The organism is Clostridium sp. Marseille-QA1073 (genome assembly GCF_054863625.1).
In genome coordinates this window covers 206,576-225,191 of the sequence record NZ_JBSVQM010000005.1, presented here as the reverse complement: position 1 = coordinate 225,191, position 18,616 = coordinate 206,576, and the positions used below count along the sequence as shown (strand labels likewise).

General features: G+C 30.2%; 24 protein-coding genes, 20 tRNA genes and 1 pseudogene. 37 read left to right on the top strand and 8 right to left on the bottom strand.

What is annotated here, in order from left to right:
• Positions 1-113 precede the first annotated feature (113 nt).
• Complete coding sequence (locus ACY1IQ_RS06830; RefSeq protein WP_461613238.1) at positions 114-1,502, bottom strand: hypothetical protein; 1,389 nt, start codon at positions 1,500-1,502, stop codon at positions 114-116.
• 98 nt (positions 1,503-1,600) lie between these two features.
• Here ACY1IQ_RS06830 and ACY1IQ_RS06825 point away from each other — a divergent pair, with 98 nt between their 5' ends.
• From ACY1IQ_RS06825 to ACY1IQ_RS06710, 24 genes are all read left to right on the top strand, one after another.
• Positions 1,601-2,578: an AIR synthase family protein gene (locus tag ACY1IQ_RS06825; RefSeq protein WP_461613237.1), complete on the top strand. Its 978-nt coding sequence runs from the start codon at positions 1,601-1,603 to the stop codon at positions 2,576-2,578.
• 36 nt (positions 2,579-2,614) lie between these two features.
• On the top strand, positions 2,615-3,217 hold the full coding sequence (locus ACY1IQ_RS06820; RefSeq protein ID WP_461613236.1) for an XTP/dITP diphosphatase: 603 nt from the start codon (positions 2,615-2,617) through the stop codon (positions 3,215-3,217).
• Between the two features lie 283 nt (positions 3,218-3,500).
• Positions 3,501-3,971, top strand: a complete 471-nt coding sequence (locus ACY1IQ_RS06815; RefSeq protein WP_461613235.1) for a metallophosphoesterase — start codon at positions 3,501-3,503, stop codon at positions 3,969-3,971.
• Between the two features lie 174 nt (positions 3,972-4,145).
• Positions 4,146-4,221, top strand: a tRNA-Pro gene (locus tag ACY1IQ_RS06810).
• Between the two features lie 20 nt (positions 4,222-4,241).
• Positions 4,242-4,315 (top strand) — tRNA-Gly (locus ACY1IQ_RS06805).
• Positions 4,316-4,333: 18 nt separating this feature from the next.
• Positions 4,334-4,410: transfer RNA gene (locus ACY1IQ_RS06800), tRNA-Arg, on the top strand.
• Between the two features lie 8 nt (positions 4,411-4,418).
• Positions 4,419-4,494: transfer RNA gene (locus tag ACY1IQ_RS06795), tRNA-His, on the top strand.
• Positions 4,495-4,505: 11 nt separating this feature from the next.
• Positions 4,506-4,580, top strand: a tRNA-Gln gene (locus ACY1IQ_RS06790).
• A 3-nt stretch (positions 4,581-4,583) separates the two neighbouring features.
• A tRNA-Lys gene (locus ACY1IQ_RS06785) sits at positions 4,584-4,659 on the top strand.
• 21 nt (positions 4,660-4,680) lie between these two features.
• Positions 4,681-4,764, top strand: a tRNA-Leu gene (locus ACY1IQ_RS06780).
• 17 nt (positions 4,765-4,781) lie between these two features.
• Positions 4,782-4,856, top strand: a tRNA-Gly gene (locus ACY1IQ_RS06775).
• A gap of 4 nt (positions 4,857-4,860) precedes the next feature.
• Positions 4,861-4,934 (top strand) — tRNA-Gly (locus ACY1IQ_RS06770).
• Between the two features lie 18 nt (positions 4,935-4,952).
• Positions 4,953-5,029: transfer RNA gene (locus ACY1IQ_RS06765), tRNA-Arg, on the top strand.
• Positions 5,030-5,037: 8 nt separating this feature from the next.
• Positions 5,038-5,113: transfer RNA gene (locus ACY1IQ_RS06760), tRNA-His, on the top strand.
• Between the two features lie 11 nt (positions 5,114-5,124).
• Positions 5,125-5,199, top strand: a tRNA-Gln gene (locus ACY1IQ_RS06755).
• A gap of 3 nt (positions 5,200-5,202) precedes the next feature.
• A tRNA-Lys gene (locus tag ACY1IQ_RS06750) sits at positions 5,203-5,278 on the top strand.
• Positions 5,279-5,295: 17 nt separating this feature from the next.
• Positions 5,296-5,379, top strand: a tRNA-Leu gene (locus tag ACY1IQ_RS06745).
• A 17-nt stretch (positions 5,380-5,396) separates the two neighbouring features.
• Positions 5,397-5,471: transfer RNA gene (locus tag ACY1IQ_RS06740), tRNA-Gly, on the top strand.
• Between the two features lie 4 nt (positions 5,472-5,475).
• Positions 5,476-5,549: transfer RNA gene (locus ACY1IQ_RS06735), tRNA-Gly, on the top strand.
• Positions 5,550-5,569: 20 nt separating this feature from the next.
• Positions 5,570-5,646, top strand: a tRNA-Arg gene (locus ACY1IQ_RS06730).
• A gap of 41 nt (positions 5,647-5,687) precedes the next feature.
• Positions 5,688-5,763, top strand: a tRNA-Pro gene (locus tag ACY1IQ_RS06725).
• Positions 5,764-5,783: 20 nt separating this feature from the next.
• Positions 5,784-5,857: transfer RNA gene (locus ACY1IQ_RS06720), tRNA-Gly, on the top strand.
• A gap of 107 nt (positions 5,858-5,964) precedes the next feature.
• A tRNA-Arg gene (locus ACY1IQ_RS06715) sits at positions 5,965-6,041 on the top strand.
• Positions 6,042-6,235: 194 nt separating this feature from the next.
• The gene (locus ACY1IQ_RS06710) at positions 6,236-6,409 is read left to right on the top strand and encodes a hypothetical protein (protein WP_461613234.1); all 174 of its coding nucleotides are present in this window, start codon (positions 6,236-6,238) and stop codon (positions 6,407-6,409) included.
• 92 nt (positions 6,410-6,501) lie between these two features.
• Here ACY1IQ_RS06710 and ACY1IQ_RS06705 read toward each other — a convergent pair whose 3' ends face one another.
• Positions 6,502-6,798 (bottom strand): spore coat protein, encoded by a 297-nt coding sequence (locus tag ACY1IQ_RS06705; RefSeq protein WP_461613233.1) that lies wholly within the window; start codon positions 6,796-6,798, stop codon positions 6,502-6,504.
• Between the two features lie 12 nt (positions 6,799-6,810).
• Complete coding sequence (locus tag ACY1IQ_RS06700; protein WP_461613232.1) at positions 6,811-7,020, bottom strand: hypothetical protein; 210 nt, start codon at positions 7,018-7,020, stop codon at positions 6,811-6,813.
• A 161-nt stretch (positions 7,021-7,181) separates the two neighbouring features.
• On the opposite strand from ACY1IQ_RS06700, the gene ACY1IQ_RS06695 reads away from it, so the two are divergent.
• The 5 genes from ACY1IQ_RS06695 (at position 7,182) to ACY1IQ_RS06675 (ending at position 9,715) form a co-directional block, all read left to right on the top strand.
• Positions 7,182-7,991 (top strand): DUF2935 domain-containing protein, encoded by an 810-nt coding sequence (locus ACY1IQ_RS06695; RefSeq protein WP_461613231.1) that lies wholly within the window; start codon positions 7,182-7,184, stop codon positions 7,989-7,991.
• A 296-nt stretch (positions 7,992-8,287) separates the two neighbouring features.
• Entirely contained in the window at positions 8,288-8,449 is a 162-nt protein-coding gene (locus tag ACY1IQ_RS06690) for a YegP family protein (RefSeq protein WP_461613230.1), read from the top strand.
• Between the two features lie 329 nt (positions 8,450-8,778).
• Positions 8,779-8,943 (top strand): hypothetical protein, encoded by a 165-nt coding sequence (locus ACY1IQ_RS06685; RefSeq protein WP_461613229.1) that lies wholly within the window; start codon positions 8,779-8,781, stop codon positions 8,941-8,943.
• Entirely contained in the window at positions 8,940-9,251 is a 312-nt protein-coding gene (locus ACY1IQ_RS06680) for a ferritin family protein (RefSeq protein ID WP_461613228.1), read from the top strand. Before ACY1IQ_RS06685 ends, ACY1IQ_RS06680 begins: the two co-directional genes overlap by 4 nt.
• Before the next feature lie 179 nt (positions 9,252-9,430).
• Complete coding sequence (locus tag ACY1IQ_RS06675; RefSeq protein ID WP_461613227.1) at positions 9,431-9,715, top strand: hypothetical protein; 285 nt, start codon at positions 9,431-9,433, stop codon at positions 9,713-9,715.
• Positions 9,716-10,016: 301 nt separating this feature from the next.
• Here the strand turns inward: ACY1IQ_RS06675 and ACY1IQ_RS06670 are convergent, their stop codons facing one another.
• Positions 10,017-10,580 carry a chromate transporter gene (locus ACY1IQ_RS06670; protein WP_461613226.1) on the bottom strand — a complete coding sequence of 188 codons (564 nt, stop codon included), beginning with the start codon at positions 10,578-10,580 and terminating at the stop codon, positions 10,017-10,019.
• The gene (locus tag ACY1IQ_RS06665) at positions 10,573-11,151 is read right to left on the bottom strand and encodes a chromate transporter (protein ID WP_461613225.1); all 579 of its coding nucleotides are present in this window, start codon (positions 11,149-11,151) and stop codon (positions 10,573-10,575) included. The genes ACY1IQ_RS06670 and ACY1IQ_RS06665 overlap by 8 nt, the downstream gene beginning before the upstream one ends.
• A 123-nt stretch (positions 11,152-11,274) precedes the next feature.
• Here ACY1IQ_RS06665 and ACY1IQ_RS06660 point away from each other — a divergent pair, with 123 nt between their 5' ends.
• The gene (locus ACY1IQ_RS06660) at positions 11,275-12,174 is read left to right on the top strand and encodes a LysR family transcriptional regulator (protein WP_461613224.1); all 900 of its coding nucleotides are present in this window, start codon (positions 11,275-11,277) and stop codon (positions 12,172-12,174) included.
• A gap of 315 nt (positions 12,175-12,489) precedes the next feature.
• On the opposite strand, the pseudogene ACY1IQ_RS06655 reads toward ACY1IQ_RS06660, so the two are convergent.
• Positions 12,490-12,708 (bottom strand): annotated as a pseudogene (locus ACY1IQ_RS06655) (IS30 family transposase); the annotation flags it as partial.
• A 42-nt stretch (positions 12,709-12,750) separates the two neighbouring features.
• Here ACY1IQ_RS06655 and ACY1IQ_RS06650 point away from each other — a divergent pair.
• The 3 genes from ACY1IQ_RS06650 to ACY1IQ_RS06640 all read left to right on the top strand — a co-directional run bounded on the left by ACY1IQ_RS06650 (position 12,751) and on the right by ACY1IQ_RS06640 (position 13,436).
• Entirely contained in the window at positions 12,751-12,840 is a 90-nt protein-coding gene (locus ACY1IQ_RS06650) for a zinc ribbon domain-containing protein (protein WP_461613255.1), read from the top strand.
• 141 nt (positions 12,841-12,981) lie between these two features.
• The gene (locus tag ACY1IQ_RS06645) at positions 12,982-13,227 is read left to right on the top strand and encodes an AbrB/MazE/SpoVT family DNA-binding domain-containing protein (protein ID WP_461613223.1); all 246 of its coding nucleotides are present in this window, start codon (positions 12,982-12,984) and stop codon (positions 13,225-13,227) included.
• An 80-nt stretch (positions 13,228-13,307) separates the two neighbouring features.
• A complete protein-coding gene (locus ACY1IQ_RS06640; RefSeq protein WP_461613222.1) occupies positions 13,308-13,436 on the top strand; it encodes a hypothetical protein in 129 nt (42 codons plus the stop codon).
• Between the two features lie 263 nt (positions 13,437-13,699).
• Here the strand turns inward: ACY1IQ_RS06640 and ACY1IQ_RS06635 are convergent, their stop codons facing one another.
• Complete coding sequence (locus tag ACY1IQ_RS06635) at positions 13,700-14,047, bottom strand: YmaF family protein (RefSeq protein WP_461613221.1); 348 nt, start codon at positions 14,045-14,047, stop codon at positions 13,700-13,702.
• 263 nt (positions 14,048-14,310) lie between these two features.
• On the opposite strand from ACY1IQ_RS06635, the gene ACY1IQ_RS06630 reads away from it, so the two are divergent.
• Positions 14,311-14,712, top strand: coding sequence for a DUF1259 domain-containing protein (locus tag ACY1IQ_RS06630; protein ID WP_461613220.1), 402 nt, complete (start codon positions 14,311-14,313; stop codon positions 14,710-14,712).
• Positions 14,713-15,248: 536 nt separating this feature from the next.
• On the top strand, positions 15,249-15,521 hold the full coding sequence (locus ACY1IQ_RS06625; protein WP_461613219.1) for a hypothetical protein: 273 nt from the start codon (positions 15,249-15,251) through the stop codon (positions 15,519-15,521).
• A 213-nt stretch (positions 15,522-15,734) separates the two neighbouring features.
• On the opposite strand, the gene ACY1IQ_RS06620 is transcribed toward ACY1IQ_RS06625, so the two are convergent.
• Positions 15,735-16,025 carry a spore coat protein gene (locus ACY1IQ_RS06620; RefSeq protein WP_461613218.1) on the bottom strand — a complete coding sequence of 97 codons (291 nt, stop codon included), beginning with the start codon at positions 16,023-16,025 and terminating at the stop codon, positions 15,735-15,737.
• 257 nt (positions 16,026-16,282) lie between these two features.
• Here ACY1IQ_RS06620 and ACY1IQ_RS06615 point away from each other — a divergent pair, with 257 nt between their 5' ends.
• Together ACY1IQ_RS06615 and cooS are read left to right on the top strand one after the other, a co-directional pair.
• Positions 16,283-16,420 carry a hypothetical protein gene (locus tag ACY1IQ_RS06615; protein WP_461613254.1) on the top strand — a complete coding sequence of 46 codons (138 nt, stop codon included), beginning with the start codon at positions 16,283-16,285 and terminating at the stop codon, positions 16,418-16,420.
• 194 nt (positions 16,421-16,614) lie between these two features.
• On the top strand, positions 16,615-18,528 hold the full coding sequence (gene cooS, locus ACY1IQ_RS06610; RefSeq protein WP_461613217.1) for an anaerobic carbon-monoxide dehydrogenase catalytic subunit: 1,914 nt from the start codon (positions 16,615-16,617) through the stop codon (positions 18,526-18,528).
• Positions 18,529-18,616: the final 88 nt, after the last annotated feature.

Below are 18,616 nucleotides of genomic sequence, written 5' to 3'. Positions count from 1 at the left end.
GTTGAATAGTTATTTTTGAAGATAGTTAAAACTAAATAATTATATAAATTAATAGTTTTAAAATAGCTTTGCAAGTTTAATATAGAAATTTAAACTTGCAAAGCTATAAAATCTTATATAGTTTTAATAAATAAAGTAGCATAGAAAATAAGCATATTTCTATAGGCATCAAAGTTTGGCTTACTAGGTTTAAATGTCTCTTTTTTATTATTATAAGTTACATACTTTGTAAAAATTGGCGCCAGTTCATTACTTTCTGGTGTAGATATTGATGACATTCTAAAAAATTCATCTTGAAGCAGATCATCTGTTTTAGATGAAAAATTCCTATATCTTTCTACATCATCTAAAGTAGGAGCTTCAGGCCAACTTAAAATTAATCCTGAACCAATTACTTGATTTCTATATATATTATGAACTAATGAATTATCAGGATTTTCTCCGTCATCTTTTTCTATATCATAATGAAGCATCATTGCATATAAATATAACATTATTTCATCTGCGGCAAATTTGTTTTCTTTTTCTTGAAAGTTTTTTATGAAAATACCATTATCTCCCTGATAAAGACTTTCCAGAATAGAATATGCTTTTTGACTTTCATCTTTAAATTTCTTTATATTTGTAGTTTTATATAAAATCATACAATTTATATAAAGTAAACAAGTAGTATCTAAATTCTCTCTTAGGGATGATATAGGAATATGTCTTAGATTTTCAAGCATAAGTTCTGAAAAATCTAGAAGTAAAACTAATGCTTCATCTAATTTAGAATATTTATAAAAAATGTTAAAAGCAAAACAAATTTTTACTAGTTCATCGTGAGAAACATTATAGATTTCCTCTTTAAATTGTTCAAACATATTAAGTATATCTAGGGCAAAATTTTTAAATTGATTGTTTTCACTAATTTTATCATAGGTAGAATATTTATAGTAAGCAGCCATTAATAATGCTTGATTAGAAAATTTAAATTTATTATCCTTATCACGAAGAGTATATTGACCTAATAATGGATCAGAATCATCTATCTTATCAACAAAAACTCCTTCATTATTTCTACAGTTTAGAGCATAGAATTCAAGTTGTTCTCTTGCTAAATCTAGATAATAATTTTTTAGTGAGTATTTATCATTATCAATATCTATAAAATCACTATAATAATCTACCAGCTCTAAGAGGCTTAAAGTCATATAAGCATTAGAAGCAATGTTTATTTCTTTTTTAAATTTTCTATCATTCCATCTAAGTTTCTCATTATTATTTATCAGTTTCCCATCAGCTTTTTTATATAGGCTTAATAGTGGAGAATTTCCACCGTTTATGCTATCATCATTTGTAGGTAATATTTTATTCCTCAAATGTTCACTTGGTGAAACAATGCCACAACTAGAGCCTAAAACTATGTGTGCTATAGATTCTTTAGATAAGTAAAAGAGTTGACTTTTTATGTTTTCGTTATCTAAAATATTAATTCGTAAGAACGGTCCTATATATTTCAACGTAACACCACCATAATATTGATTATATTTAATAATATGATGGTAAATGGGAAAATGTGCTAACTATTTACATTAGAAAAGGTTAAAGGAGAATTAAAATGGAAGTTGGAAAGCTAAATTGGGATGATTTAAAATATATTATTGATAAAAACAAAAGTGTAAAAAGAGATGAGGTTAGAGTTAGAAACGGGATTGGTGAAGATTGTGCAGTTATAGAATATGGAGACTTTGAATGTGTTGTTTCTACTGATCCAGTGACAGGAGCAGATGAAAATATAGGAAAAATTGCAGTACATATAAATTGTAATGATATTGCTTCCTGTGGAGTTGAACCTGTAGGTATACTTGTAACAATCTTAGCGCCGCCTACTTCTAGTTTAGAGGATATAAAAAAAATAATGAATGAAATCGATGAAGAAACGAAGAAATTAAATGTTGAAATATTAGGAGGACATACAGAAATTACGGAAGCAGTAAATAAAATTGTAGTATCTTGTACTGCTATAGGTAAAGGGAAAAGGAATAGCGCTATATCCACTTCAGGAGCTAAAGTTGGAGATTCTATCATAATAACTAAGAAATTATGCTTAGAAGGTACTTCAATTTTAGTTAATGATTTTTATGATAAATGTAAAAAAGTTCTTACGGAAGAAGAAATAAATATAGCAAAGTCATATGTTGAGAGTATAAGTGTTGTAGAAGAAGGAAAAATTGCTGGAAATCATAGAGCAAATTCTATGCATGATATTACAGAGGGAGGAGCATTAGGAGCATTATGGGAGATGGCAAAAGCTAGTAATGTAGGCTTTAAGGTCTATAAAGAAAAAATGCCTATTTCTAATATTACTAAAAAACTTTGTGATGAGTTTGGTATAGACCCATTAAAATTTATTTCTTCAGGAAGTATGATAATAACAACTGAAAATGGAGAAGAACTAGTTAAAAAAATGGCTGAGAATGATATAGAAGCTACTATTATAGGGTGTATTACAAAAGAAAAAGGTATATTAGTTGATAAACAAATAGAAATTGAAGTAGCACCACCAGAAAGAGATGAACTTTTTAAAATATTTTAAATTAAAACAAAATATTGTAGCTATACGGAGGAGAATATGAAAAAATTAATAATAGCAAGTAATAATAATCATAAAATACAAGAGATAAAAGAGATGCTTAAAGAGTTTCCATTAGAAGTTCTAGGATTAAAAGAAGCAGGAATAGATATTGATGTTGAAGAAAATGGTACTACATTTATGGAAAATGCATTAATAAAGGCTAAAGCTATACATAATATATCAAAAGAAAATATGGTATTGGCAGATGACTCAGGATTAATGGTAGACGCGTTAAATGGGGCACCGGGAGTTTATTCAGCAAGATATAGTGGAGAACATGGTAATGACGTAGCTAATAATAAAAAGCTTATAAAAGAACTTGAAGGAGTATGCTTTGAGAAAAGAGATGCTGCTTTTGTTTGTGCTATGGCTTTAATTGTAAATGAAGAAAACATAATAAAGGTTGAAGGCAAGGTAGAAGGAAAAATCAAAGAACAGTACATAGAAATAAAAGATGCTTTTGGATATGATCCATTATTTTACGTAGAGAGTTTAGGTAAAACCTTTGCAGAAGTGAGTTCACAAGTAAAGAACTCTATGAGTCACAGAGGAAGGGCATTAGAAAGTTTAAAAGTGGAATTAGTTAAATATATAGATTAAACAATGGAGAATTGACAATAGACAATTGACAATTAAAGAAGAAATTATTTTTTAAACAAAATAATTTCTTCAATGTATTTTTAACTGGCAATGTAATTGCTATTTATTGTAGGTGCGAACAGTGTTCACCCCTACATAATATCAGTTTATTCTAAAAAATATCCACAATTGTTCATTGTCAATTCTCAGTTGAATGTATTGATTTTATTAAAAACTTGATTTTTTATGGCGATAATATTATACTGTTATTTTAATTTTAATATTTCAGCAGGAGGAATGTATATTGAAAATAGGCGTAATAAGTGACACTCATGGGAGCTTAAAAAGTATAGAAAATGCTATGAAGGTCTTAAAAGATTGTGATGTAATATTTCATTTAGGTGATTATGCTAATGATATAAATTATATTGAAGAAATATATGACGGAAAGATTATAGCTGTAAGAGGTAATTGTGACTTTTATAGTAATATTTGCGAAGAAAGAATAGAGCAGATAGGTAATAATACCATATTTTTAACACATGGTGACAAATATGGTGTTAAAATAAATATTTTTAAGCTAAGATATAAAGCTATGGAGATAGGGGCCAATATTGTGCTATATGGTCATTCTCATGTATCAAAGATAGAATATGAGGATGGAATATGGTTTATAAATCCTGGAAGCCCATCACAGCCTAGAAATAGAATTAAAACTGTATGTATTATCGATATAAATAGTAATGAGATTAACCCACAAATTATTGAGATATAAGATAATTTAATGCATTACTTTTCAAATGTTAGCAAGATTTACTAAAAAAATTACCTAAATTTTTATAAAAAGTTTTAAAAAGATGTTGACTTATAAAAATAAATGATGTAAAATAATCATTGTCGTCAGAATAAAACAATAAACTGACAAGCCAATAAAATGAAGTGAAATCTTCGGGGTGTGGCGCAGATGGGAGCGCGCGTGGTTTGGGACCATGAGGTCGCAGGTTCAATCCCTGTCACCCCGACCACTAGTTTTAAAACCTAATATGCGGGTGTAACTCAATGGTAGAGTGCTAGCCTTCCAAGCTAGTTACGAGGGTTCGATTCCCTTCACCCGCTCCAAAGTGTAAAAACACATATGCGTTTTTAGCTCAGCTGGATAGAGCAACGCCCTTCTAAGGCGTGGGCCAGGGGTTCGAATCCCTTAAAACGCACCATATATATGGTGGCCGTAGTTCAGTTGGTAGAGCACCAGATTGTGGCTCTGGGTGTCGTGGGTTCGAATCCCATCGGTCACCCCATATATACATATTGGGATATCGCCAAGCGGTAAGGCACCAGACTTTGACTCTGGCATTCGTAGGTTCGAATCCTGCTATCCCAGCCAAATGGTTCACTAGCTCAGTCGGTAGAGCACATGACTTTTAATCATGGTGTCCGGGGTTCGATCCCCCGGTGAGCCACCAAAAAACTAAAGATAAAAATATGCAGGTGTGGCGGAATTGGCAGACGCACTAGACTTAGGATCTAGCGCCTTTGGCGTGGGGGTTCGACTCCCTTCACCTGCACCAATTAAATAAAATGTTATGCGGGAGTGGCTCAGTGGTAGAGCGTCACCTTGCCAAGGTGAACGTCGCGAGTTCGAATCTCGTCTTCCGCTCCAACATGCGGGTGTAACTCAATGGTAGAGTGCTAGCCTTCCAAGCTAGTTACGAGGGTTCGATTCCCTTCACCCGCTCCAAGGTGCAAAAGCACATATGCGTTTTTAGCTCAGCTGGATAGAGCAACGCCCTTCTAAGGCGTGGGCCAGGGGTTCGAATCCCTTAAAACGCACCATATATATGGTGGCCGTAGTTCAGTTGGTAGAGCACCAGATTGTGGCTCTGGGTGTCGTGGGTTCGAATCCCATCGGTCACCCCATATATACATATTGGGATATCGCCAAGCGGTAAGGCACCAGACTTTGACTCTGGCATTCGTAGGTTCAAATCCTGCTATCCCAGCCAAATGGTTCACTAGCTCAGTTGGTAGAGCACATGACTCTTAATCATGGGGTCCGGGGTTCGAGACCCCGGTGAGCCACCAAATATAAAAATTAATATGCAGATGTGGCGGAATTGGCAGACGCACTAGACTTAGGATCTAGCGCCTTCGGCGTGGGGGTTCGACTCCCTTCATCTGCACCAATTAAATAAAATGTTATGCGGGAGTGGCTCAGTGGTAGAGCGTCACCTTGCCAAGGTGAACGTCGCGAGTTCGAATCTCGTCTTCCGCTCCAACATGCGGGTGTAACTCAATGGTAGAGTGCTAGCCTTCCAAGCTAGTTACGAGGGTTCGATTCCCTTCACCCGCTCCAAAGTGCAAAAGCACTGATGTGCGTTTTTAGCTCAGCTGGATAGAGCAACGCCCTTCTAAGGCGTGGGCCAGGGGTTCGAATCCCTTAAAACGCACCATTTTTTATTAATATATTAAATTGAGTGATAAATTCAAATATCGGGGTGTGGCGCAGATGGGAGCGCGCGTGGTTTGGGACCATGAGGTCGCAGGTTCAATCCCTGTCACCCCGACCACTGAATTTTAAACTTGATATGCGGGTGTAACTCAATGGTAGAGTGCTAGCCTTCCAAGCTAGTTACGAGGGTTCGATTCCCTTCACCCGCTCCAATTATTTTTTGTACTAAAGATAAATTTAAAAGTATATCAATTACTAAATAGTGTTCATGAGAAACACAGATATATTTAGTAATTTTTTTGTATAAACTAAAAATTATGCACCTATAGCTCAGCTGGATAGAGTGGTGGACTTCGAATCCAAAGGCCGTGAGTTCGAATCTCGCTAGGTGCACCATAGATAAAGCTAGAGAAATTAATGATTTCCTAGCTTTTTCATTTTGTAAGAAAATATAAGTTTGCGGGGGTTCATACTTAAAAATATATTCTTTATTTTTGCTGGGATAATAAATTCTTTAATTTAGAAATAGCATTTTCTTTTAGTGAAGGTAACACATGACTGTAAGTATTTAGTGTCATACTTACGGTATTATGTCCCATGAGTTTGATACAACTTTAGAATTAACATCGACTGCTAATAATAAAGTAGATACCAAAAACATATATGTAGTAGGTGGAATGTGGAAACCTATTAACGATGCAATATTATTAAATGGAAATAATATATTTGTTACAATACAATTAGTGCTTAATTATAAGAAATAGTTTAAAGCCATGGGTTATATTAGATTAGCTCATGGCTTTTTATTAAACTGTAAGGCGAATTCTAATATTTTTAAAACGTAAACTTTTATATACTAATCTTCTTTAATAACTTTATCAGCTTTAGTTAAATCATTTTTTAGTTGCTCTTCTGGAGTAGCATAAGCAGGATACCATCCTTTGCTTATTGCCATATCAGACAATTTAAAATGATCATTAATGCAAGAGTTAAGTTGACTAGTTAACATTTGTCTAAGTTGAGGATTAGTTGCTTCAGGTATAGCTTTACTTAATGAAGATATATCTGCTTTTGAAGCTGTTAAAGCACTTAAAGCTATATCCTTATCATCCATAATATTCATATTTGTATCATTTGTATCAAATAGTCCCATTTTTTTTACCTCCTAATATTGTAAATTTTCTTTTGCAAATGTTTGTAATTCTTGAAGCTTAGTTTTCTTACCATCTAATGAAGAAGTTAAGAAGTTTTTTAATTCTTGGTCATTTACCATATTTAAAGTTGCAGTAGCTTTTTTTACACCAAGAATACTAGTTGATAATAGCTCATGAAGCTCTAATGTTTCATGAGGAGCTAGCTTTGAATTATTTTCCATAATTAATCACCTCCATGATAGTATTATTACTAAACGAATATTAATATATTCATCAAATATGTATAATTCATAATGAATAATAAGTATTATAGTAATATAATCTTGTTTATTGACATATTATATTTAAGTAATTTAAATTAGCAATGTTTTGGAGGGTATTTTTGAACATTAGTAATATTAAGGAAATGATATTGTTTGAGCATCATTTTTGGTTACAGATTTTAGGAGATCATTCTAGATTTATTTTAAATTCACTTTCAACAAAAGAAGTACCTTTTATTGAACAAGCAAATAGATTTAAAGATTTATTTGATAACCTATTAAAGAAATCGAAACAACCACTTTCAGAAGAAGAAATTTTTGTTTTAAATAATCATGCCTATGATGCAGCTATGAAAATTAGGGAGTTTAAGCTAGATATACTTAGCAGGCAGATTATTGATAAAATCATAATTTCATTACCACCTACATTTATTAATCATATGGTTAATGAAGTTGAGGAATATATATTTATATTAACTAAATTGATGGAAAGAAATGTACCTAATATAGGCTCTATTGATCTCCATCTTTTATGGCTTCCGGATGGAGCGGGCCATGCATCTAATATAGCTAGTAGTCTTGATATGACAGAAAAAGAATTGATTAAAAAGAGTAATGAATATTCTAAGGAATTTAATAACTTATACTTAAGAACTATAGAATACAATGGTTATACAAGAACTGGTATTTGTGATTTCCCTGCACTTGATAGTCTCAATAATACTGCTGATAAAATAATGAGTTGTTTTAAAGAATTCTTAAATGAATTAAAAAAAGGTATTATAGAAAAGAAAATACTTGGAACTCTTGTACCATTGGTGCCTGATCATATGTTTAGAGAAGAATGTTACTATTTAACGAAGCTTTCAATGGTTTCAAACATAAAAAGACCTGAGTGTAATCCTACAAAACCAAGAGTAGAGAGATAAGTGTAATCATTAGAATAAAAAAGGATTAGTTAGTATTTAAAATGGATCCTATGAAAAAAACAGTCTTTTTTACTGTCTACTTCATAGGGTTCATTTTACTAGGTGAATAGGTGCTTTTTTATTTTCCTTTTTTATAGTAATTAGGAAACTAGGTGCTATTTTTAGAAAAGTATAAAAGCTTAAAAGAATAAAAGTCATTATGACTTGAAGATAGCAACGTAAATATAAATTATATATAAATAATACATAATTTAATAAAATAGTTAGCATACTAATGCATAAAAAGAGGTGAGCATATGCCAAGTGAAGATAAATGGGAATTTTATAAAGATAATGATGGAAAATGGAGATGGAGAAGAACGGCTCCCAATGGAAGAATAGTTGGTGCTTCTGATGAGGGATATGTGAATAGACTAGATTGCATAGGAAATGCTAGAAGACATGGTTACAAAGGTTAAGTATTAAAAGAGCTCTTAAGAAGGCTCTTTTTTAATGCATCAAATAAGTTAATAGATAAGGAAAATTATAAAAATGTTATTGTAAAAGATAAATTAGCAGCAATATATAGCATTAAACAGAGAGCCAATGGGATAGAAATTAAATTACATTTAAGGTAAATACCTTAGAGCACATTGGAAAGCACTTAGATATGTTTAAAAATGAAGTAGAGCTAAGTAGAAATAATTATACACTACAACCCTCCTATATTTTTAGTAGTATATATATTATGAATATAATTGAACTAGGATGAATAATATGTTATAGAAATATTTTATAAGAGGATTGAATGAGTTATACTAATCCACATGGGCAACCACAGGGAGTTGCTATACTTGATACAAATAAATTAAGGGAGATATTGATAGCTGAAATTTGTGCGATAAACGATATGTTGATCATATTGCCAATTCAAATATGGAAGATATTAATGAAGTTTGAAGAAGTATTATGAGAGATGAGAAAAAACATTATGGTATGATTCTTTCATTGCTTGGTAAATATGATCCAGCACAATACCGAGTGTATTTAGATCATATTGAAGATAAAACAGGTCTTAAATCATCTATGCAAATATATAAACCAAACTATAATAAGCAGATAATTTTAAATAATATAAGAGAAGATATAAAAGGTGAGCTTGAAGCTATTGTCTTATATGAACAACATTTAGCTATTATCCCTTATGATGATGTAAGGTATGAATTGTACTCAATAATTAATGAAGAGAAGGGACATGTTGAGCATTTAACACAACTATGATTAAAATGTGATACAGACAAATATAATGATCTTAAATAGGAGATATTGAATTAGATGGAGTCCCTAACAAGGCTCTTTTCTTTTGTACAAAATAAACGAACAGTAATTAGCAATGAAATGGTTGTATGATAGATATTAGAGGGCTAAATATGTAGAACATGCTAAAAGGAACTATTTAAATGATTCTGAATATAAGTGATGCTGAAATGTATGCATTTGATAAAGCACCTTCTTTAAAGCTAGAAGATGGAGTATATAAAGATGGTATGTATAAAGTAGAATTACATATACCAGCAGAAGAATATAAGATTGCCCCAAGTAACGATATGACATATATTGAAGTAACAAAAGATAGTACGGGAATTATAATAACAAACGATAATTTGGACGCAGAAAAATATATAACTGTAAAAGACAGTCAGTACCTAAAAATACATGATGTTTCAATAAAAGCAGGAAATTAAAGTGAAAAGAATTATTAGAAATTTAAAACTAATAATCCTTTTGAAATTTGCTAAGTTATTAATGAAAAGTTTAAAAACTATAAGATTATTAACATGGAATAAGATAATAATAATTACGGTGGCAAAATAAAATTTGCACTGTTCTGATACCTAATTAAGTATTAAAAAGTATATTAAAATATCTATCTGTAATTATAAATTATGTAGAGTATATTTTTATACTTAAAAATATACTTTTATATTAGCTTTTTTGAATACAGAAAATGAGAAATATTTTATAGAAATCAGGATTTCTCGTGAGTTACTGATAAAAAAACAGACCTATAACACCTGTTAAAATCATAAGCAATATTGGATTCATCTTATACTTTCTCAGTAAAAATAGAGAAATGATAAATACAATGATAGCAGTAATATTAAAATCAATAGTTTTTATATCAAATGACGTAGATCCCAAAAATGTAATCAAAATAATGGTAGATGCAGAAGATGCAATAAGCCCAACAGAAGTAGAACGTAATCCTTTCAAAATATTAGAGATACTAGCTACATCTTTATTCTTTTTGAAAAACTTGTATAAAATAATAGAAAGGGTAAATCCAGATAGAATACATCCTAATGTAGCTACTATAGCTCCTAATATACCTGCTATGCGTATACCAACAAAGGTGGAGGTATTAATAGCTAAAGGACCAGGTGTCATTTGAGAGATTGTAATAATATCTACAAATTCTTGCGATGTAAGCCAATGATTAGAATCAACTACTCGTTCCTGTATTAATGGTATTATCGCATATCCACCACCAATACTAAATAAGCCAATCTGTAAAAAATTAATAAGTAAAGTAAGAATACTTTTAATCATATTTTATTCCTCTTTCTTTATTTTTTATATAAGCTTGAATAAAACATAGACTGCAGCAGAAAAAGATAATAGCTAGAACATTAATGTTTAAAAAGAAACTGGCGAAAAATGAAGCGGGAACTATTAGCGTTAACAACCAATTTTTTTCCTTCAAGACTCCTTGATTCATATCAATAACTAAATCCACAATTGTGGCAGCAACGCCTGCCTCCATTCCTTTTAATATTGAAGAAATAATTTTATTACTTTGAAATGTACTATAAAAATGGGATATGATAGATAATATCAATAAAGGAGGCAGTACTGTCCCAATACAACTAATGACTGCACCTTGGATTCCTGCAATACGATAACCTACTAATACAGAAATGTTAACGGCAATGGCACCGGGTGTTGATTGTGCAATTGCTGCCATATCTAACAATTCTTGCTCACTAATCAATTTTAAGTTATTAACGAAATATTTTTGCATCATAGGAATAACTATATATCCTCCTCCAAAGGTAAAGGCACTAATAGAAAATGTGATTTTAAAAAGTAAAAAATATAGTTTTAATTTTTTAGATCGCATAATATTATTTCCTCCATCAAACTAATTCTTAGCATTTTTATTATATAACATAGACTTACTATAAGTATAATAGTATAATTTTATATAATACATAACTAAATAGTAATGAATGAGGAGTTAGGTATGAAAATAAGACATTTGCGTATTTTTAAAACTGTATGTGAAGAAAAAAGCATCACAAAAGCATCTGAAAAACTGTTTATGACACAGCCAGCGGTTTCTCATGCAATTAGTGAGCTAGAAGAATATTTAGGAATTTGCTTATTTGATAGAATTTCAAGAAAACTCTATTTAAATGAAACAGGTAAGTTATTTCTTGAAAAAGCAATAAAGTTGTTAGATTTATATGATGATTTAGAAAAAAATGCTAGAGAATTAGAAGATAATGCAACTATTAAAATTGGATCGAGTATAACCATAGCAAATTTTATTTTGCCTCAAACTATAAGAAAGTTTGAAACGATTTGTAATAATACTCCAACCAAAGTTATAATTGATAATGCCAGAAATGTTGAAAATATGCTACTTAATAATGAAATTGATTTAGGATTGATTGAAGGAGTCATTTATAATGAAGAATTAATAAAAATTCCATTTTCATCTTATCCATTAGCAGTAATTTGTTCTTCTAAACATAAATTTGCTTTAGAAGAATCGATAGATTTTAATACATTAATAAAGGAAAGACTATTACTAAGAGAAGAAGGCAGTGCGATTCGTGATGTTTTTGATAGTGCATTATTGTTACATAATATAAGAGTAAGTCCAGAGTGGACAAGTGTGAATTCACAAGCTTTGATTTATGCGGTAAAACAAGGATTAGGAATAAGTGTGTTGCCTAAAATACTAGTGGAAAAAGAAATTAGTAATAGAGAGCTTTTTGAAGTGAAAGTAAATAATTTTGAATTAATCAGTGTAAATCATATTGTATTTCATAAAGAGAAGATTCAAACCAAGAGCTTAAAAACATTAATTCAAATAATCAAGAATGAAGCAATTGATAATATAATACACGAAGAGTAATTATATTAGATTTAGATGAACGGCTATTTTAAACCATCTACGCTACTAAACGTAACTAAAATAAACTAGATGTAATTACTAATTCATAACTTCGAATCCAAAGGCTGTGAGTTCGAATGTCGTTAGGTACACCATATATAAAGCTAGAGAGACCAATGGTTTCCTAGCTTTTTTATAATAAAAATATATTGGGAATTAATTGGAGAGGGTATATGAATAAAAATAAATATATTGAATGGTTAAAATCAGAGTATGAGAAGACGGAATAGAAGATATGGATAAAATTGCTGAAATAATAGAAAGTGGAAAATGTTTTTATTCCCTAAATTTTTGATATGCAGCGTATATTATATATAACTGTGCTTCAAATAGCTCCTTTGAAGTTTTGTATTTGAGTATTCTTCTAGAGAGTGTGTTCATCCAATTCTCTATAAATGGAATATCATTGGAATTATATTTTGACATACGTTTTCCCTTCGGGATAAATCGAAGTAGGAGACTGTTATCACGTTTATTAGTTTCTTTCTCAAAGGATAAATCTTCTCAATATAAAAAAGAATTTGAGTTCCTAAAAGCATTTTTAGAGAATGGATTTATCCGAACTGTGGAACACATCACGATAGAGATTATAATGCCAGTAAGAACTTAGAAAACTTGATAGCCTAAATTAGGCAGTATTGAGGTAAGGACTACCTTGTACGCTTGGGTAAGCTTGTTTTGTCAGAAATATTGACCAAGAAGCTCACACTTCTAAAGTGGAAGTAGTTCACTGTAAATTAATAGTCAACAGATATGGAGGAATATATTATGAAATCAACAGGAATAGTAAGAAAAGTAGATGAGTTAGGTAGAATGGTAATACCGAAAGAATTAAGAAAAACTTTAGATATTAATATTAAAGATGGCTTAGAGATATATGTAGATGGAGACCAAATTATATTAAAAAAATATGAGCCAGCATGTATATTTTGCGGAGAAGCTAGCAATATTAAAGATTATAAAGATAAAAACATTTGTAATAACTGCTTAAATAAATTAAGAAGTGAATGGTAATAGAAATAGAAGAATTGATTAAGAAAGCATATGAAAATGCTATGAACCATGGTTTTTAGGAAGATTATGAAGCAGCTAAAATGGTATTAATAGAATGCATTATGCTCAATGATAAGAAAGATTTAATAGAAAATGATTATGAAAATTTCAAAGAAGAGTTGGGCGGCGTTGCTATAAGATTAGGAGGTTTAGATGAATGGCTATTTTAAGCTATTTATGCTACTAAATGTAACTAAAATAAACTAGATGTAATTACTAACTTAAAATTTCCAATCTAGAGGCTGCGAGCTCAAATTTTGCTAGGTGAACCATAGATAAAGCTAGAGAAATCAATAGTTTTCTAGCTTTTTTATTTTTGTAAAAAATTAAGAAAATTTTTAAAAGCACCTAAGTAACTAAGTGCTTTTAAAATGTTATTAATTATTTATATTTTAAGATGGAGATGAAAAAAATTCTCTACTATACTACACTACTAACTCGATGGACTTTCAATAAGAGTCGTAAAAATAAAATGATGAATATGTCCATCATTTAATGTTGTAACACCTGTTACTAAGTGAATATGTTTGCCATTACCAACAGCGACAGCTGGTCCTGTAACTACATCTATTCCATGATAGTGATTTGAGAAAAAGTCAGTATTAGTTAAGATAGCGTGAACGTGAGAATTACCCATAGGAATAACTGGTCCTGTAACACCAGCAAATCTATGATTATGCCTATCATTTCCTTGTTCAGCGAATTTATCACTTCCTAAGAATTCGTGAACATGAGTTTGACGATTATTAAAATTTTCACCTCTTAAGTATTCATCTAACATGATAACACCTCCTTATATAAAATATTCAATAGGTATAATATTGATACTATATAATAATTTGGAAATGGCTAAGTATATGAATATAAGAAAGAACAAAACTTTATTAGAGCTAAATAATCCCTATGTTACTATGTAATTTTTTATTTATATATGAAACAACACTTATACACGTCTATGGATAAGATTCATATTATATTTATAAAAAGTCAAGTTTTTTAGGGAAATATTGAAAAATTTGAGCTAAAAAATAGGGGGAAATAAGTATGAGTAATTTTTGTCAGCTTTGTAATGAATTTGCTAGAATACTTGGAGCAGAGATTTTAAGTACAGCTAATGATGTTTGTACAGTAACATTTATGAGAGATATTAATGCAACCATATTAGGAAGACAAACTCATTCTCCATTAGCATTAGCAGCACTATTTTCATTTGAGTCCTCTGATAATAGAGGTAGAACTCTTAATTTAGGTGAGACAGTTATTTTACAAGAAGAAATAAATGATTTTATATCTATCTTAAGAAAAAATGGAATATTAGTTACTGCACTTCATAATCATTGGCTATTTGATGATCCAAGACTTATGTATATTCATTTTGAATCAATTGATAATCCTATAGATTTTGCTAGAAAAGTAGCAGAGGCACTTTGTGTATTAAGAAGATAAAATTAGTAACTTAAAGTTATATTAAAGCACTTACTTATGTAGGTGCTTTTTAACTTTTCTTTTATTTGGACATGAAACAGAATGTATACACATTTACAAACAAGCTTCATATTATATTTATAGAAAGTCAAGTTTTTTAAGAAAAATATTGAAAAACTTGACTTAAAAAATAGTAGTGGAAATGGGAAATAGAAAATAGAGGTTTTTATGAATTTTGTAATGAATTATTAGAAAAGTAAAAGAAGCACTTTGTATATTAGAAAAGTAAAATAGAAATTTTAAATTATATTAAAGCACTTACTTAGGTAGGTGCTTTTTTAAATATAAAAAATTAGGTATAAGAGAAGGAGAGAGTACATATAGATGTAGAAGTTATAAAAATTAGGTTGCATTATTAGCTACGGAAATTGAAAAAAGTGTATGTCATAAAGGGACTATAAAAAATTAGCAGAGATTTAAGGCGGAAATAGTCGAATTTTCAGTAAAGGAAAAGCTTTTGAAGTGTAGAAGTAGTTATATATGAAGGAGGTAATGATATGGCAAAAAAACGTGTTTCTAGAGGTAGTGTAATCATTAATAAACAAGAAAAACTAAAGGCTGTTTTTAATGAGATACAAAAAGACATTAGTGAAGAAAATTTTAAAAATAAGTTTAAGGAGATGTTTCCAGAAGCATGGGATAGGATAATTAAAAAATACAATGAATATGAAAAAATTACAAAACCAAATAAATCTCATCCTATGCCTGAGCCAGAGATGTATTTATCAAATTTATATAAAACAAATATAGAAAAATATAAGAGCTCATAACAGAACTCTTCTAAATATAAATAAAGATTTGCTTGTAAAACGTAGAAATACTTATTAATTAAAAATTATAGATTTACGACAATGTAGTTATTATTTAAATTATAAGAAATATTTTAAAGCCATGGGTTAATTTAGATTAGCTCATGGTTTTTTTATTAAAACTGTCAAATTAAAAGCATTTTTAATTTTTAGATATGATATTTATTTTATCTATTACTCTTCTTTAATAACTTTCTCAGCTTTAGTCAAATCATTTTTTAGTTGTTCTTGTGGAGTAGCATAAGCAGGATACCGTCCTTCATTTATTACTATATAAGATAATTTAAAATGATCATTAATACAAGAATTAAGTTGACTAGCTAACATTTGACTAAGTTGAGGATTAGTTGCTTCACCTATAGCTTTACTTAATAAAGATATATCTAATTTTGATGCTGTTAAACTACTTAAAGCTATATCTTTATCATCAATAAGATTCGCAGTTTTGTCATCAGTATCCAACATATCAAATAGTCCCGTATTTTTACCTCCTAAAATATTATAAAATTTCTTTTACAAATCCTTGTAATTCTTGAAGATTAGTTTTCTTACCACATTTTTAATTATTAATCCTTAATTTCTAAGAAGTTAATCTGTTTTTATAGAAAATTTATTTTTCAGAGTATATATTAAGTTTTTTCATTGCATCTCTATAGATATAGGAGAAGAGAATGTTGTGACTATAACACCGTATAAAGCTAATTATATGTAAGTAAAAATTTATAGATATTTTAGTAAATGAAGATATTAATACAAAAAGGTATAAAAAACCATTTATAAATAATAATAAGACAATAGGAGCAATTATTGTAAGTGACACTAAAAAATTACCATTAAATATGGAACAGAAGAAAATATAAGAACTTAGGTGTATTTATAAGTGAAACTTTATTTAAGATATTGTGTAGATTGTAGAGCTTCTTTTATTTTGCAAATAATAAATTAATGCAAACCTAATTATGTATGTAAATTAAAAGTTTAGCATAAAAACAAAGGAAGGTATGACATTAAATATTTTATTAAGCTGTAAATAAACTATAGGAGGTATATTAAAATGAGTGAAACTATATTAGAAAAAACTGAAGGGCGTGTTAGTTATCACGATTCTGTAGAAGAAATGTTAATAAGAATTAGAGAAGATGGCATGTCAAATGTATTTGATAGATGGGCATCTCAAGAAAAAATTAGATGTAAGTTTTGCCTAGAAGGATTAAGTTGCCAATTATGCTCTCAAGGTCCATGTAGAATTAACCTTAAAGGGGAACAGGGTAAAGGTGTTTGTGGTATTGGGCCAGATGCTATGGCAATGAGAAATATGCTGTTAAGAAATATTATGGGAGCTGGTACATATGGACACCATGCCTATGAAGCTTTTAGAACATTAAGAGCAACTGGAGAAGGAAAAACTCCATTTACAATTAAAGATATAGATAAACTTAAATGGATGTGCGATAAGGTTGGAATTGATACAAATCAAGATATTAATAAAATGGCAATAGATTTAGCTAATTTTTTAGAGGCTGAAATGGGTAAGGATATTGAGGAACCTAGCGTAATGGTAGATGTATTTGCACCAAGAAAGAGAAAAAAAGTATGGAAAGATCTCGGAATATACCCTTCAGGGGTAGTTCATGAAGAACAAAATGCAGTAGCAAGTTGTCTAACAAATGTTGATGGAGATTATGTATCTCTAGCAAAGAAATCATTAAGTTTAGGATTAGCTACTATTTATACAGCACAAATAGGTCTTGAAATGGTACAGGATATATTATTTGGAACTCCTACTCCTCATGAGGTAGATGTTGATTTAGGGATTATGGATCCAGAATACGTAAATATTGTATTTAATGGACATCAACCTTGGCCTGGGGTAGCCACTCTGCAAAAGGCAAAGATGCAAGAAGTACAAGAAAGAGCAAAAGCAGCTGGTGCAAAAGGACTTAGAATAGTTGGTTCAATTGAAACAGGTCAGGAGTTATTACAAAGGTTTGAAGTAGATGATGTGTTTGTAGGTCTTATGGGGAACTGGTTAGCAATAGAGCCACTTTTAGCTACTGGTACAGTTGATGTTCTAGCAATGGAAGAAAACTGCTCTCCACCTGCAATAGATCATTATGCTGAAAAATATCAAGTAACATTAGTAGGAGTAAGCACTATCATTGGTATTCCTGGACTAAATCATATGATTCCTTATAATCCTTCAAAGGTGGATGAAATGGCGGATAAACTAATAGATTTAGCCATAGAAAACTTTAAGAAGAGAAAAGACAATATTGTGCCTAAGGTTCCTAAAATGACACAGAAAGCAATAGCAGGATTTTCGACTGAAGCTGTTGTAAAAGCTTTAGGAAATAGATTAGATCCATTAGTAGATGTTATTGCAGCAGGTAAAATTAAAGGAATAGTAGCTTTAGCTAATTGCTCTACTTTAAGAAATGGTCCTCAAGATTGGAACACAATTAATTTAGTAAAAGAATTAATTAAAAAAGACATCTTAGTTGTAGCAGGTGGATGTGGTAATCATGCACTTGAAGTAGCAGGACTATGTAATTTAGATGCAATAAATATGGCTGGTGAAGGACTAAAAGAAGTATGTAATATGCTTAAAATTCCTCCAGTTTTAAGTTTTGGAACATGTACTGATACAGGAAGAATATCTATGCTTGTTACAGAACTGGCTAACCATCTTGATGTTGATATACCAGAGCTTCCTATTGCTGTAACAGCTCCTGAGTGGATGGAACAAAAAGCTACCATAGATGGTGTATTTGCTGTAGCTTATGGAGCTTATACACATTTATCTCCAACTCCATTCTTAACAGGTGCAAAACAACTTGTAAAACTACTTACTGAAGATGTAGAGGACTTAACAGGTGGTAAAATTGCACTAGGTGATGATCCAAGAGAAGTAGCTAATAATATTGAAGAACATATATTAAATAAGAGAAAAGGGTTAGGATTAAGTTAATTAATATATTAAATATGAACTATATTTAATACTCATTTTTTTACATAGTAAATATAGTTAAATAAAAGTATTATAAGATATAGAGAGC

Coding starts and splice junctions, on each gene's coding strand:
- ACY1IQ_RS06825 (WP_461613237.1), top strand. CDS start 1,601: ATGGAAGTTGGAAAGCTAAATTGGGATGATTTAAAATATATTATTGAT.
- ACY1IQ_RS06820 (WP_461613236.1), top strand. CDS start 2,615: ATGAAAAAATTAATAATAGCAAGTAATAATAATCATAAAATACAAGAG.
- ACY1IQ_RS06710 (WP_461613234.1), top strand. CDS start 6,236: ATGTCCCATGAGTTTGATACAACTTTAGAATTAACATCGACTGCTAAT.
- ACY1IQ_RS06705 (WP_461613233.1), bottom strand. CDS start 6,798: ATGGGACTATTTGATACAAATGATACAAATATGAATATTATGGATGAT.
- ACY1IQ_RS06700 (WP_461613232.1), bottom strand. CDS start 7,020: ATGGAAAATAATTCAAAGCTAGCTCCTCATGAAACATTAGAGCTTCAT.
- ACY1IQ_RS06690 (WP_461613230.1), top strand. CDS start 8,288: ATGCCAAGTGAAGATAAATGGGAATTTTATAAAGATAATGATGGAAAA.
- ACY1IQ_RS06685 (WP_461613229.1), top strand. CDS start 8,779: ATGAGTTATACTAATCCACATGGGCAACCACAGGGAGTTGCTATACTT.
- ACY1IQ_RS06680 (WP_461613228.1), top strand. CDS start 8,940: ATGAGAGATGAGAAAAAACATTATGGTATGATTCTTTCATTGCTTGGT.
- ACY1IQ_RS06675 (WP_461613227.1), top strand. CDS start 9,431: ATGATTCTGAATATAAGTGATGCTGAAATGTATGCATTTGATAAAGCA.
- ACY1IQ_RS06670 (WP_461613226.1), bottom strand. CDS start 10,580: ATGATTAAAAGTATTCTTACTTTACTTATTAATTTTTTACAGATTGGC.
- ACY1IQ_RS06665 (WP_461613225.1), bottom strand. CDS start 11,151: ATGCGATCTAAAAAATTAAAACTATATTTTTTACTTTTTAAAATCACA.
- ACY1IQ_RS06660 (WP_461613224.1), top strand. CDS start 11,275: ATGAAAATAAGACATTTGCGTATTTTTAAAACTGTATGTGAAGAAAAA.
- ACY1IQ_RS06645 (WP_461613223.1), top strand. CDS start 12,982: ATGAAATCAACAGGAATAGTAAGAAAAGTAGATGAGTTAGGTAGAATG.
- ACY1IQ_RS06640 (WP_461613222.1), top strand. CDS start 13,308: ATGGTATTAATAGAATGCATTATGCTCAATGATAAGAAAGATTTAATA.
- ACY1IQ_RS06635 (WP_461613221.1), bottom strand. CDS start 14,047: ATGTTAGATGAATACTTAAGAGGTGAAAATTTTAATAATCGTCAAACT.
- ACY1IQ_RS06630 (WP_461613220.1), top strand. CDS start 14,311: ATGAGTAATTTTTGTCAGCTTTGTAATGAATTTGCTAGAATACTTGGA.
- ACY1IQ_RS06625 (WP_461613219.1), top strand. CDS start 15,249: ATGGCAAAAAAACGTGTTTCTAGAGGTAGTGTAATCATTAATAAACAA.
- ACY1IQ_RS06620 (WP_461613218.1), bottom strand. CDS start 16,025: ATGTTGGATACTGATGACAAAACTGCGAATCTTATTGATGATAAAGAT.
- cooS (WP_461613217.1), top strand. CDS start 16,615: ATGAGTGAAACTATATTAGAAAAAACTGAAGGGCGTGTTAGTTATCAC.